10 protein-coding genes are annotated in these 13,031 nt (G+C 71.0%); 2 read left to right on the forward strand and 8 right to left on the reverse strand.

What is annotated here, in order from left to right:
* Positions 1–32: 32 nt before the first annotated feature.
* Positions 33–1,415, forward strand: coding sequence for a hypothetical protein (locus A3CU_RS0100955; protein WP_027940670.1), 1,383 nt, complete (start codon positions 33–35; stop codon positions 1,413–1,415).
* Positions 1,416–1,520: 105 nt separating this feature from the next.
* Here the strand turns inward: A3CU_RS0100955 and hpnH are convergent, their stop codons facing one another.
* From hpnH to A3CU_RS0100990, 7 genes are all read right to left on the reverse strand, one after another.
* Complete coding sequence (hpnH, locus tag A3CU_RS0100960) at positions 1,521–2,525, reverse strand: adenosyl-hopene transferase HpnH (RefSeq protein ID WP_027940671.1); 1,005 nt, start codon at positions 2,523–2,525, stop codon at positions 1,521–1,523.
* A gap of 2 nt (positions 2,526–2,527) precedes the next feature.
* Positions 2,528–3,997 (reverse strand): 4-hydroxy-3-methylbut-2-enyl diphosphate reductase, encoded by a 1,470-nt coding sequence (gene ispH / locus A3CU_RS0100965; RefSeq protein WP_027940672.1) that lies wholly within the window; start codon positions 3,995–3,997, stop codon positions 2,528–2,530.
* Positions 3,998–4,045: 48 nt separating this feature from the next.
* On the reverse strand, positions 4,046–5,968 hold the full coding sequence (shc, locus tag A3CU_RS42980) for a squalene--hopene cyclase (RefSeq protein WP_043840461.1): 1,923 nt from the start codon (positions 5,966–5,968) through the stop codon (positions 4,046–4,048).
* A gap of 148 nt (positions 5,969–6,116) precedes the next feature.
* A complete protein-coding gene (locus A3CU_RS0100975; protein WP_027940673.1) occupies positions 6,117–7,130 on the reverse strand; it encodes a polyprenyl synthetase family protein in 1,014 nt (337 codons plus the stop codon).
* A gap of 67 nt (positions 7,131–7,197) precedes the next feature.
* On the reverse strand, positions 7,198–8,592 hold the full coding sequence (gene hpnE, locus A3CU_RS0100980; protein WP_027940674.1) for a hydroxysqualene dehydroxylase HpnE: 1,395 nt from the start codon (positions 8,590–8,592) through the stop codon (positions 7,198–7,200).
* On the reverse strand, positions 8,589–9,455 hold the full coding sequence (gene hpnD, locus A3CU_RS0100985) for a presqualene diphosphate synthase HpnD (RefSeq protein ID WP_027940675.1): 867 nt from the start codon (positions 9,453–9,455) through the stop codon (positions 8,589–8,591). The genes hpnE and hpnD overlap by 4 nt, the downstream gene beginning before the upstream one ends.
* A complete protein-coding gene (locus A3CU_RS0100990; protein ID WP_063628778.1) occupies positions 9,452–10,294 on the reverse strand; it encodes a squalene/phytoene synthase family protein in 843 nt (280 codons plus the stop codon). The genes hpnD and A3CU_RS0100990 overlap by 4 nt, the downstream gene beginning before the upstream one ends.
* Positions 10,295–10,431: 137 nt before the next feature.
* On the opposite strand from A3CU_RS0100990, the gene A3CU_RS0100995 reads away from it, so the two are divergent.
* Positions 10,432–11,730, forward strand: coding sequence for a PucR family transcriptional regulator (locus A3CU_RS0100995; RefSeq protein WP_245616836.1), 1,299 nt, complete (start codon positions 10,432–10,434; stop codon positions 11,728–11,730).
* A 20-nt stretch (positions 11,731–11,750) separates the two neighbouring features.
* Here A3CU_RS0100995 and A3CU_RS0101000 read toward each other — a convergent pair whose 3' ends face one another.
* On the reverse strand, positions 11,751–13,016 hold the full coding sequence (locus tag A3CU_RS0101000; protein WP_169739575.1) for a wax ester/triacylglycerol synthase domain-containing protein: 1,266 nt from the start codon (positions 13,014–13,016) through the stop codon (positions 11,751–11,753).
* Positions 13,017–13,031 lie beyond the last annotated feature (15 nt).

Genomic DNA, 13,031 nt, shown 5'->3' on the forward strand with positions numbered 1-13,031 from the left:
ATCAACGGGTTTGCGGACCGACTGGGAGCGGCATGGGGTATCTGTCAGGACGTGCGATCGTGCGGTGTGCCATCGTAGTCGGGTGTGTCGGGCTGGCGGTCGCCGGCTGCGATTCGCCGGGCGGACCGCCGGCCGGCCCCGCCTCCGGGCAGCAGAGGACGACCGCGGCCGGCGACGGCGCGGTGTACCAGGGGCCGTCGCTGCCCGGGCTGGAGGCCCAGCCCTTGGCCCACCTGAAGAGCGCCGGCACGAACAAGCCGTACGTGGTCGGCGACGCGTTCGCCTTCGTGGATTTCCGGGTCGGTGACAAAGAGGAACCGTCCGGATCGGAACCGGCCACGGTCACGTTCTACGACGCGGCCACGGGGCAGAAGAGGGCGACCGCCGACGTGCCGTTGTGGGACCTGGAATCGGCACAGGTAGGTGAGTTCGGCGGCGGCCCGGCCATCTTCCTGCACGGGGTCGAAACGGTGGAGTCGGACGGCCTGAGCCGGACGAGGAGAGTCGAACACCAGGTCGGCTTCGACCCGGCCGGGCGTAAGGTGGCCGACGCGACGTGGGACGAGGACGACGACCGGATCCCCGTACTGGGGTGGAGCGCCACCAAGGCGACCAACAACCATCTCACCCGTACCGACCTGGTCGTGCATGCCGCGGACGGCAGCGCGCGCCTGACGCTGCCGGCCGACCACGGTTCCATCTCGGACAAAGCGCCGGTGCTCGTCACGATCGACGCGGACATCGCGCTGGTGCGGCACACTCGAGGGAGCGAAAACTACCTCGCCGCCTACGATCTGGCCCGTCCTGGCGCTCCACTTTGGACATCGGAGGCCAGCCGCCCCCCGGCCGCGAACACCTCCGACGCGAACGTCGTCTTCATCTCCGACGGCAAGCTCGGCCTGGTCTGCCCGGCCGGTTCGGGCAAGGTGATCGTTGCCCTGCAGGATATGCGCACCGGAGCGATGGCGGGCGCGACGCCCGCCATCGACAAGTATCCCGGTATCAGCGCGGAATCAGCGATCAGCGAAGCGGACAATGTCCAGTCCGGCAGCGCTGTCCTCGCGCTGACCCACGCTTCCTCGAACCTCGGCAGCGTCGCGGTGAGCCTCGCCGACGGCCACATTCTGTGGCAGCAGACCGGTGATCAGGAAGGGTTCCGGCCTCAGGTCGTCGTCGGCGGCGCGGTCTACGGGAGTTCGTCCGCCAGTCCGCAGTTGGGCAGGGGCAACGCGGCACGCCCGAGCCTCGCCCTCAACCTCGCGACCGGCCAAGTAATGGCCAAATCCCTGACAACGGCGCCCATCGCGGCCACCGACCAGGGCTACGCCATCGTTCCGGAGATCGGCGAAGACACCTCCGGCGATGACGCCGGCGCCACCGGCGGCTACTGGATCTTCCGGGCCGCCGGCACCTGACTTCGGCCCCTCCTCGCGCGGAACCGCCACCGCGACGCGGTGGCGGTTCCGCGGACAAGGCCGCTTGCCCGGTGGGCAGGCGGCCTTGTCCGCGGAAAACTCGTGTCAGGCGCCGACGGCGGCGCGGATCGTCTCCTTCAACGACGACGTGGTGGCGATGACCGCGGTGGGCTCGTAGCCGCAGTGCGCCATGCAGTTGGCGCAGCGCGGATCCTTGCCGCGGCCGAACTTGTCCCACTCGGTCTCCTCGATCAGCTCGCGCCAGGTCTTGGCGTAGCCGTCGTCGAGCAGATAACAGGGCCGCTGCCAGCCCAGCAGCGAGTACGACGGGATGCCCCACGGGGTGCACTGCAGATCCCGCTTGCCCTCCAGGAAGTCCAGGAACACCGGCGAGTGGTTCAACCGCCACTTCTTCCGCCGGCCACCGGCGAAGGCCTTGGAGAACAGCTCACGGGTCTGCTGGACGCCGAGCCAGTGCTCCTGGTCCGGCGCCTTCTCGTAGGCGTACCCGGGCGAAAGCTGCATGTTGTCCACGCCGACCTCGTCATTGAGGTAATCGAGCACGTCGATGACGTCCTGCGGCGCGTCGGTGTTGAAGAACGTGGTGTTGGTCATCACCCGGAAACCGGCCGCCTTGGCCATCTTGATGGCGTCGACGGCCGCCTGGAAGCCGCCTTCCTTGCGCACCGAGGCGTCGTGCTTCTCCTCGAGGCCGTCGATGTGCACCATCCACGCGAAATTGCGGTGCGGCTTGAACTTGTGCATGTGCTTGGGCAGCAGCAGCGCGTTCGTGCACAGGAACACGATCTTGTTGCGCTCCAGCAGGATCCGCGTGATCTCGTCGATCTGCGGGTGCATGAGCGGCTCGCCACCGGCGATGGACACCATCGGCGCCCCGCTCTCCTCGACCGCGCCGACCGCCTGCTGCACCGGCATCCGTTGTTTGAGCAGGTGCGCGGGCTGGGCGATCTTGCCACAGCCGCCGCACTTGAGGTTGCAGGCGAACAGCGGCTCCAGTTCGACCAGGATCGCGTACTTCTCGCGGCGCATCAGCTTCTGCTTGGCCATGAACGCACCCAGCCGGATCGACTGCCGCAACGGCATTGCCATGACTATCCCACCTCCCGAGGTAACGTGAATTGGACGTCCTCATCGGCCACCTGACTCTCGCGCAGGCGGTCGCGCCCGAGCCCTCCCAGGCACCGGGTCAGTTCCTCCACCAGCTGCGGCGGCGCCGATGCCCCCGCGGTGATCCCGATCCGCCGCGCCCCGGCCAGCCAGCGAAGGTCCACTTCGGACACGTCGTCGACCAGGTACGCACGCGTGCCCTGCCGCCGGGCGACCTCGACCAGCCGCTGGGAGTTGGACGAGTTGGTCGAACCGACCACGAGCACCAGATCCGCGTGCTCGGCGACCGCCCGCACCGCGCGCTGACGGTTCGTCGTCGCATAGCAGATATCGTCCCGCCGTGGGGCCGACATCGCCGGGAACCGTTCGCGCAACACGCTCGCGATCTCGTCGGCCTCGTCGACGGCGAGCGTGGTCTGCATGACGTAGGCGACCCGCTCCGGGTCACGGGCCCGCACCTGGGCCGCCGCGGCGGCGTCCTCCACCACCACGACGTGGTCCGGGGCCTCACCGAAGGTGCCCTCGACCTCCTCGTGGTCGGCGTGCCCGATCAGGAAGATCGTGTCATCGCGCGAACGGTAGCGCCGCACCTCGTTGTGCACCTTGGTGACCAGCGGGCAGGTCGCGTCGATCACCTTCAGGCCCCGGTCCGCCGCGGCCTCGCGCACCGATGGAGCCACCCCGTGCGCGGCGAGCACGGTGGTCGCGCCGGCCGGGATCTCCGCGATCTCCTGCACGAACACCGCACCCAGGCTCTCCAGCCGCCGCACGACGTGTGCATTGTGGACGATCTGCCGCCGCACGTACACCGGCGAGCCGTAGCGTTCGAGCGCGCGTTCCACGATTTCGATGGCCCGTTCCACCCCGGCGCAGAACGACCGCGGGCTGGCGAGCAGAATCTCCCCGCCGGCCGCCGCGTCGCACCACTGCGCGAGCACCGGCGCCGCCGCCCGCAGCGAGCGCAGGCCGGAGATCCCGCGCCACACCGTGCCGGGCCGCCACAGCGGATGGCCCGGAGTGTCCACAACGGACCGGACCACGGCCAGCGGGCCCGGCCGGGCCGCGAACTGCGCGGACTCCATGTCCACCGCGAGTGCGCCGCGCTCGGCCAGACGTGCCCGCTCGGCTCCCTCGACGAGCCCGTCCGACGAGGTGATGGGTCCGGTGTGGACGGTCAGCCCGTGCCGCCGCAACGCCGCCGCGAGCAGCGGCGCCGAGGGTAGCGGCACCGGGCCCTCCGGCGTGTCGATCTCCGTCGCCACCACCAGGTCCCCGGGACGTACCCGGTCGGTCACCCCGCCGGACACGCCCGAGACCACCACCGGTGTGTCCTCCAGGCGTGCCGCGGACTCCGCCGCCCGCCGTGGCCCCATGCCGGTGTGCAGTACCCGGGCGCCCGGGACCCGCAACGCGGCGGCCTCCATGCGTAACGGGGCACAGATGATTCCGGTCACGACTGTCCCTCCGCGGGTCTCATCCTGTTTCCTCCGCGAGCTTGCGTGTCATGCCTCCTCCGCCCGCACCGTTGGAATCCCGCTGCCCTGTGCCAGGTACCGGCCGAGCGCCGAGACCGGGAACACGATCCGGTACAGGTGGTAGTTGATGTAGAAGTCGCCGGGGAAGCCGGTGCCGGTGTACTGCGGCTCGTCCCAGCCGCCGTCGCTCCGCTGGGTTTCCACCAGCCATCGCACACCACGTTCCACAGTGGACGATTCGCGCTCGCCCGCGGCCAGCAACGCCAGCAGTGCCCACGCCGTCTGGGAAGCCGTCGATTCGCCCTTGCCGATCCAGTCCGGATCGCGGTAGGAACGCAGGTCCTCGCCCCAGCCCCCGTCCGGGTTCTGATGCGCGGCCAGCCACTCCACGGCCCGCCGGATCTCCGGTGCGGAGGCGGGCGTGCCGGCCGCGACGAGTGCGGGCACCACCGCCCCGGTGCCGTAGACGTGGTTGGCGCCCCACCGGCCGAACCAGGACCCGTCGGCCTCCTGCGCCCGCAGCAGCCACTCGATGCCCTGCCGGCACTCCGGTGTACCGGCGAGGCCGACCGCGGCGAGCATTTCCACCACGTGCGCGGTGACGTCGGCCGACGGCGGGTCGATCACCGCGCCGAAGTCGCAGAACGGCAGGTTCAGTGCCAGCGTCCGGGTGTTGTCGGCGTCGAAGGCGCCCCAGCCGCCGTCCGAGGACTGCATTCCCTGCAGCCACGCGACCGCCCGGTCCACCGCTTCCTTCACCCGCCTAGGTTCCGGATGCGCCACCCGCCGCAGCGCGAGGACCACCTCGGCGGTGTCGTCGGTGTCGGGGTAGACGTCGTTGGCGAACTCGAACGCCCAGCCGCCCGGCGGCGTGGCGGGACGTCTCACCGCCCAGTCGCCCCGGTGCTGGATCTCCTCGCCCAGCAGCCAGTCCGTGGCCTTGAGCACCAACGGATCGTCGGCGGGCACCCCGGCGTCACGCAGCGCGGTCAGCGCCAGGCCGGTGTCCCACACCGGCGACTGACACGCCTCCAGCCGACGCACGCGGCCCTCGGCGGTGTCCTCGCGGATGATGAACCCGTCCAGACCTTCCAGTCCCGCCTTCATCGCGGGATGCTCCAGCGGGTAGCCGAGCAGGTGCAGCGCCAGCAGCGAATACACCCACGGCGGCTGGATTCCGCCCCACGAGCCGTCGGCCTCCTGGCGGGCGAGAATCCATTCGGCCGCCTCCCGCATGGCGCGCCGCCGGATCGGCTTCACCGGGCTCTTGGCGTAGAGGTGCAGCGCCTTGTCCAGGTAGTGGAAGGCACCCCGCCAGGTCCACGGCGCGACCAGCCGGCGGGACGGCTTACCGCCCGTGCGCAGCTCGTCGATGCCGAAGGGCAGTGGCCGGACCGGGCGCAGTGTCGCGACGATGGTCAGCGGCACCACCGTCTGCCGTGCCCAGCAAGCCCAGTCGTAGACGTTGAGCGGGAACCACGACGGCAGGTAGATCAGCTCGGGCGGCATGTTGGGCAGTTCGTCCCAGGACCACAACCCGAACAGCGCGAGCCAGATGCGGGTGAACACCCGGCTGGCCTCGATGCCGCCGCCGGCCAGGACGAACTCCGCCGCGGCCCGCATGTGCGGCTCGTCCGGATCATCACCCGCCAGCCTCAGCGCCACCCACGCCTCGGCGGTGGTCGACAGATCGCCTGGGCCGTTGTAGAAGGTCGCCCAGGTGCCGTCGGCACGCTGCTGGGAACGGATCCAGCGGGCCGCCTCCTCGGTGTCCGACTTGGTGCGGATGCCGAGGAACTCCCGCAGCAGCAGGTCCTCGGCGTCCATGGTGACGTTGGTCTCGAGCTCGCCTTTCCACCAGCCACCGGCGGTTTGCAGGCTCTTGAGGTGCGCCACCGCGCGCTCCAGCGCGAGGCTGTCCACGGCCACCTGCGGAGCAGTTCGCGTCATCAGTGTTCCTCCGCGAGTTTGCGCGCGACCGTGTCCGGTAAGGGCTCAGCCCCCACACCCCGACTGGGGGCAAGCCGCCCCGATAGCGGGACAAAGGCGCGCGCGTGGTGGCCACCCTGATTGCCGCGACTCGATACCGGGGGTGTCATCAGGACTCCCTCGTGACGATGAACCGGGCGAGGGAGAGCAGGTCCTCGCGTACCCGGTCCGGAACCTCGGCATCGGTGAGCTTCTGCTGTCCCGCCGCCATGCGGCGGTGCGCCTCGTCCAGCGCCCAGCGGCGCCCACCCGCCTGTTCGATGAGATCCGCGGCGTGCCGCACGCCGTCCTCGCCCGGCTCTTCGGGCGCGGCCAGCCACTCGGCGAGCTCTCGGCCGATCGCGCCGCCGTGCGTGATCGAATAGGTGACCGGCAGGCTCTTCTTGCGGGCGCGCAGGTCCGAGTACACCGGCTTCCCGGTGGTCGCCGGCTCTCCCCAGATGCCGAGCAGGTCGTCCACGAGCTGGAAGGCGAGCCCGAGGTCGGCGCCGAACCCGGCCAGCGCGTCGACGGTTTCGCGGGGCGCGCCGGCCAGCACGGCGCCGATCGCCGAGCTGGCCGAAAGCAGCGCACCGGTCTTACCCGCCGCCATGTCCAGACATTCGTCCAGGGTGACGTCGTTGCGCTGCTCGAACGCGACATCGAGCACCTGGCCCCGGATCAGCTCGTTCACCGCCTCCGACAGCAGCCGTGCGGCGGCGATCGCGCCTGGGCCATCGCCGTCGAGCAGCACTTCCTGGGCGAGGGAAAGCATCGCGTCCCCGGTGAGGATGGCACTGGCCGCGCCGTGGACCGCCCAGACCGTGGGGCGATGCCGGCGCTCGGTGTCGCCGTCCATCAGATCGTCGTGCAGCAAGGAGAAGTTGTGCACCAGCTCCACGGCGACCGCCCCGGGCAGGCCGGCCGAGGGCTGCGCCCCGGCGGCCTCCGCCGACAGCAGCGCCAGCGCCGGGCGCACCGCCTTGCCCCCGCCGGCGGAGGCCGGATTCCCGTCGAGGTCGGTCCAGCCGAAGTGGTAGTAGGCGATCGAGCGGCTGGTGGGGTCGAGCCGGTCCAGCGCCGCCCTCAGCGCGGGCTGGACCGCCTGGCGTCCTTGCTGCAACGAATCGAGTACCGCGGTCATGTGAACTCCCCTGGTCGAAACCCCTAACGGAACAGAGCACGAATGGCCGGCCCGGCCGGACGCGACGTCAACTCCCACCCCCCGCATGGGTAGGCAGCTCCTCAGCTGCCGGCACCCGGGCGCCGGTGCCGTCGAGCACGACGCGGGCGGCGGCCTCTCCGCTGCGGACGGCGCCCTCCATCGTCGCGGGCCACCCGGTGGCCGTCCACGCGCCCGCGAGCACGAGCCCGGCGAGCGCGGTCCTCGCCGGCGGGCGCAACGCGGCACATCCCGGCGCAGGCCGGAAAGTGGCGTGGCGCTCACGGGTGACGAAGAAGTCACGCACCTGGGCGCTCGTGCCCAGCACCTGGCGCAGCTCGGGCAGCAGCCGCTCGCGGATCGTGGCCACCGGCGCCTCGATCTCCTCGTCGGCGGCGGACATCGAGACCGCCACGTACTGCCCACCATCCACATCGGACTGTCCGGTCCGGTCGAACACCCACTGCACCGGGGAATCCACCGCGGCGAAGAACGGCACGTCCATCACCTTGCGGTCGAACACCGCGTGCACGTTGACGATCGGCGAGCTGCCCAGCTCCTCGGCCCACCCAGGAGGAAGGTCGACCGCGCCCGGCGGCAGCAGCCGGGCCGCGGCCGTGGGTGGCACGGCGAGCACCACGTTGTCGGCCACGAACTCGTCCGCGCCCGTCACCACGCGCCAGGCACCGCCATTCGGGCCGTCCGGACGCAGCGCGGTCACCTTGGCGCCGAGCACGACCCGGGCGCCGGCCTCGGTCAGCCGGGCCTGCGCAGGGTCGCCGTGCAGTTCCCGCAACGGCACCCTTGCCCAGCCGATGTCGGCCGCCGCCGGGTCGGTGAGCAGCCCGATCTGGAACACGGTGGCGGCCAGCCCGAGCGAGGCGTCGGCCGCGCGCGCGTTCAGGGTCGCGACCCCCACCAGGTCCCACAGCTTGGTCACCGCGGCGGCGCTCTGGCCGTGCGCGGCCAGCCAGGTGGCGAAGGACTGCGCGTCGGAGGCGGGCGCGTCCGGATCCACCCGGCGCAGCGCGAGCGCGGCCCCGGCGAAACGCAGCCGCTCGGTGCGGGTGAGCGGCCGGTAGCGCAACACGGAATCGGCCAGATGCAGCGGCGCGGGCAGGGCGTTGCGGCGCAGCCGGACCGGCTCGGCCAGCCGCGGCGACCGGACCTCGATGTCCAGCCGCGGCTGCAGGAACACCTTGTCCGCCACGCCAAGCCGCCGCAGGAGCTCCACATAGGAGGTACAGCAGCGGAGGAACACGTGCTGGCCGTTGTCCACTTCGAGGTCGCCGCGCCGGAAGGAGTGGGTCAGGCCACCCAGGTGCCGGCGCGACTCCAGCAGGGTCACCGCCCAGCCGGCGTCCGCGCAGCGCAGCGCCGCGGTGATGCCGGCCAGCCCGCCGCCAACGACCACGACCCGGCCGTCCGGCCGTGGCTGGGTCACCTCAGCCGCTCCGTCAGTGCCCGCGCCGCGACGCCCAGCTTTTCCCGGCCCGACAGGGAAAGCCGCCGGTCGAACACGGCGGAGGGCCGTTCGGCGATGCGGTCGGTCAACTGCCGGTAGATGCCCGCCATGGCCAGGCAGCAGGCCCCGCTGCGGCGGTCGAGCAGCGGCGTCAACCGCAGGCCGTCGGCATACCACTCGCGGGCCCGCGCGGCGCTGTGACGGATCAGCGCCGACAGCCCGCCATCGGCGTCGATGAGCACGTTCCGCTCGTCGACGGCCAGCTCGACGCCGAACGAGTCGAGATCCTCCTTGGGCAGGTACACGCGGCCGTTGAGGAGATCCTCGCGAATGTCGCGCAGGATGTTCGTCTGCTGCAACGCGATGCCGAGCGCGTCGGCGTAGGCGGACGCGTCCGGATGCGGCTTGCTCCCGAACACCCCGAGGCACAGCCGCCCGATCGAGCCGGCCACGCACCGGCAGTAGGAGACGAGTTCGTCGAAGGTCGCGTAACGGCGGCCCTCGATGTCCATCCACACGCCGTCGAGGAGTTCGTCGAACGCCTCCAGCGGCACCGGAAACCGGCGTGCGGCGTCCGCCACCGCGACGAGCACCGGGTCTTGGGCGCCGTCCAGGGACTTCAGGGAGGTGCGGACCTCGTCCAGCCGCGTGGCCTTCTCCTCGACCGGCAGGTCCCCGTCACCGATGTCGTCGATCCGGCGGGCAAGGGCGTAGACCGCGCACAAGGCCGCCCGGCGCGGTGGGGTGAGCAACCGGATTCCGTAGTAGAAGTTGCGCGCCTCGGTCTTGGTGATCGTTTCGCACGCCACATACGCGTGCCTGACGTCCGTCGAAGTAGTCACCTGCCGCCTCCCAGCAGTCTGATCAGGTGGACGAGCAGGTCGCGCTTGCCCGGCCGCGGAGTGCCGGCGAGCACCCGGTAGTCCGCCCGGCGCAACGCGTCCGCGGTCGCCAGCCCGCCCGCGAGGTAGCCGGCGATGGCCAGCCGTGCCCAGCCATGCAGGTGGTTCAGCAGCGCGCGCCCCCCGGCCAGCAGGTCCAGCGCCCGCCGGACCTGTTTGGCCACCACCGGCTCGACCCCGGCGAGGTCCCGCTCGTCGACGCCGAAGGCCGCCAGATCCCACTGGGGCAGGTAGATCCGGCCGGCCCGGTGGTCCTCGGCGACGTCCTGGCAGTGCTCCAGCAGTTGCAGCGCGGTACAGACCAGATCGGAGAGCCGATCCGCCTCCGCCGAGCGCACCCCGAAGATCCGCAGCACGATCCGGCCGACCGGATTGGCCGACAGCACGCAGTAGCCCTCGAGGTCCTCCTGGGTCGCGTACCGGGTGACCAGCTGGTCGGCCAGGTTGGCCTGAACCAGGCGGTCGAACGGTTCGAGCTCCAGCCCACGAGCGCGGATCACCGGCACCAGTGCGCGCAACACGGGTTCCTCCGGTACTCCGTCCCACGCGCGCACCAGATCCTCACGAAACCGTGACAGCGCCTCAGTACGGTCACCGGCCGATTCGTCACCGAGGTCGTCAATCACCCGGGCGACGTCGTAGAGTGCGCCGAGGTCGGTCCGCAGCTCCTTCGGAAGTATCCGCAGCGCCACCGGAAAGTTCTCGGCACGTTTCTTCTCGAGCAACCTCCGTCGTTCACTGTCGCCGACCGTGTCGCGACCTGTCGGTGCCGGTCCCATCTGCCCATAATCTATCCACGAGGCTGGTCGCTTCTTCGCACGGGAAACAAATTTCGAGATGCCCCGGTTGTCACGAGCGAACAGTATTGAACCGGCAAGACCAGCGTGGCGACGAACGAGGAGGGTAGCCGGGGATAGTGGACAGCAAGCCGGAGGCCGGCCATAAAGCGCCGAGTAACGCTGACGTCACCACCCGATCCGAGAACGCGCAGTCCGGAACAGACAGTGCCTACCCGAAAGCCGAAACAGACCTCGAACAACTGGCCGGGGCGGTCGCGGACCGGTTGCCACGCGTGCTCGAGGATGTGACCCGGCTGCTGAGCGAGCAATGGCCGGACTACGCCGCGTTCATCGTCAGCGAGCAGGACGAGGTACTGGTCTCGGCCAGGATGTTCGTGCACCGGCTGGTCGGCATGGCCAGGTGGGACCTGTCCGAGCTGTCCGGCGCCACCGACCGTCACGCGGACCAGTTGGGCGAGCAGCCGCTGTTCGAGGAAATCGGCCGGGCCCAGTGGCAACAGGGCCGGGAGCTGACCAGCCTGCTGTCGGCGTACCAGATCGGGGCCAGGGTGGCCTGGCACCACGTCGCGGAGGTCGCGCTGGAAGTCGGGGTGCCGTCGGACGTGTTCGCGTCACTGGCCGAGGCCGTGTTCATCTTCGTCGACCAGTTGTCGTCCGCCTCTGCCCGCGGCTACGTGCTCGAACAGTCCGAGGCCGCCGCGGAACGGCAACGGCTTCGTGACGAGCTGGGCAACATGCTGCTGTCCGACCGGTCCGATTCGGCGGCGATCCAGGCCACCGCGGCCAGGGTGGACTGGCCCATCCCGCGCCACGCCGCGGTGATCCTGGTGGAACCGGACAACCCGGTCGGCAGCGCGCTGCTGGCGCGACTGGACCACTCGTGCCTGCGCGTGCGGCGTCAGCGGATGGTGTGCGCGATCATTCCCGACCCCGACGGCCCCCAGCGGCGCGAACGACTGGTTTCGGCGCTGCACGGCGCGGGTGCCGTGGTCGGGCATGCGGTGCCGGTCGAGCATCTACCGGCCAGCATGCGGGTGGTCGAGGTGGCCGCGCAGCTGCGCCGGGCGGGCGTGCTGCGTGACGATCCCGTGTTCGTCGACGAGCACCTGGACTCGATCATCGTGCACCGCGACCCGCGGCTGCTGGAAGCCTTTCGCGCCCAGTGCCTGGCGCCGCTGGACAGCGCCGGCCCGGTCACCCGTGAGCGACTGTGCGAGACGCTCGCGTCCTGGCTGCGCCATCTCGGTGATCGTCGCGCGGTCGCCGAGGAGCTGCACATTCACCCGCAGACGGTCCGCTACCGGCTCAGCCAGCTACGCGAGTTGTTCGGTGACGCGCTCGACGATCCGGACAACCGCCGCCGCCTCACCCTGGCCCTGGCCTGGGGTTGCCCCGGGCCCGACGGCCTCACGTAGATGACGCGCTCCGCGAGGAGCTAAAGCTCGTCGAGGACCTTCTGGAACTCGTCGACGAACCGCTCCGCATCGTCGACGAAGGCGGGGTCCGTGGCCACGGTCAGCGAGAACACCCCGTACCAGCCGAGCACGCCGACGACGAACGGCGTGCCGGGCGCGATCGGGATGATCGGGTACGCGGTGATCAGCGGGTACTCCCGCAGCGCGGTCGCCTGCCAGGTCGCGCCCGGCATGTTGGACACCGTGCCGCCGAAGAACCTCCCGCCGTAGACGGCGCGCGCGAACCAGGCATGCAGGACCGGCGGCATCAGCCCGGCGAGGGTGGTCATCACGAACCGCGAGGCGATCACGCGCGTGCCGGTGCGCAACCGCTTGGTGGCCTTCACGATCGCGGCGAGCCGGTCGCTCTCCGGCATCGCGCCCAGCGGCACCTCGACCATCACGCCAGCCGTCACGTTGCCCTCGCGGCCCGGCCGGACCTCCGCGGCCAGCAACGGCACGTTGACCAGCAACGTCGACGGCAGCGGGCAGTCCGCGACCCGCTGGATCGCCCCGGCCGTCCCGCACAGCAGCAGGTCGGTCACCCGCGCGCCGCGGGAGCGGGCCAGCGCGCGCACCGAGTCCAGGTCCAGCGGCAGGGTGGCGAAGCGCCGTCGCGCCGTGTCGCTCACCGGCAGCCGCGTCTTCGGACGTCGGTCGGTGGCCAGCTGGGCCAGACCGGCCACCCCACCGAGGATCCGGCGCGCCCGGCCCGGAAACGCGCTGCCGTCCATGCCGGCCGTGAGATCCGGCGAGTCGAACAGGTTGAGCATCAGGTTGACCGTGCCGATCCCGTCGGCGACCGCGTGGTGCACCAGGTTGATGACCGCGCCCACGTGCTCCTCCACGCCGGTCACCACGAAGATCCGCCACAGCGGGCGGTCACGCGGCAGCAGCTGCGCGGACAGCTCGGCCACCAGCTCGTGCAGGGCCGCCATGCCACCGGGACGGCCGTCGGGCCCGCTCAGGTCGATCTCGCGGACGTGCCACGACCAGTCCAGCTCCTCGTGCGGCACCCACCGCGGCCGGCGCCACCGTGACGGCTCCGACAGGCGCTGGCGGAACCGGGGCAGCTCGCCCAGCTTTTCCCGGATCTGCTCGACCGCGCGCTCCCGCGTCGGCGGACCGGCCGCACGCGAGGTGTCGATCATGATCAGCCCGCCCACGTGGTGCGGTGCCGCGGCCGACTCGACGTGCAGGAAGAACGCGTCCGAGGCGGGCACCCGATCCCCTCGTTGTCCAGCCACGCCCCCGATCATGGC

The organism is Amycolatopsis taiwanensis DSM 45107, from assembly GCF_000519205.1.
Classification (GTDB): Bacteria; Actinomycetota; Actinomycetes; order Mycobacteriales; family Pseudonocardiaceae; genus Amycolatopsis_E; species Amycolatopsis_E taiwanensis.

What these genes read in the sequence shown, in the direction of transcription:
- A3CU_RS0100955 (WP_027940670.1), top strand. Translation starts at nt 33, where the DNA reads ATGGGGTATCTGTCAGGACGTGCGATCGTGCGGTGTGCCATCGTAGTC.
- hpnH (WP_027940671.1), bottom strand. Translation starts at nt 2,525, where the DNA reads ATGGCAATGCCGTTGCGGCAGTCGATCCGGCTGGGTGCGTTCATGGCC.
- shc (WP_043840461.1), bottom strand. Translation starts at nt 5,968, where the DNA reads ATGACGCGAACTGCTCCGCAGGTGGCCGTGGACAGCCTCGCGCTGGAG.
- A3CU_RS0100975 (WP_027940673.1), bottom strand. Translation starts at nt 7,130, where the DNA reads ATGACCGCGGTACTCGATTCGTTGCAGCAAGGACGCCAGGCGGTCCAG.
- A3CU_RS0100990 (WP_063628778.1), bottom strand. Translation starts at nt 10,294, where the DNA reads ATGGGACCGGCACCGACAGGTCGCGACACGGTCGGCGACAGTGAACGA.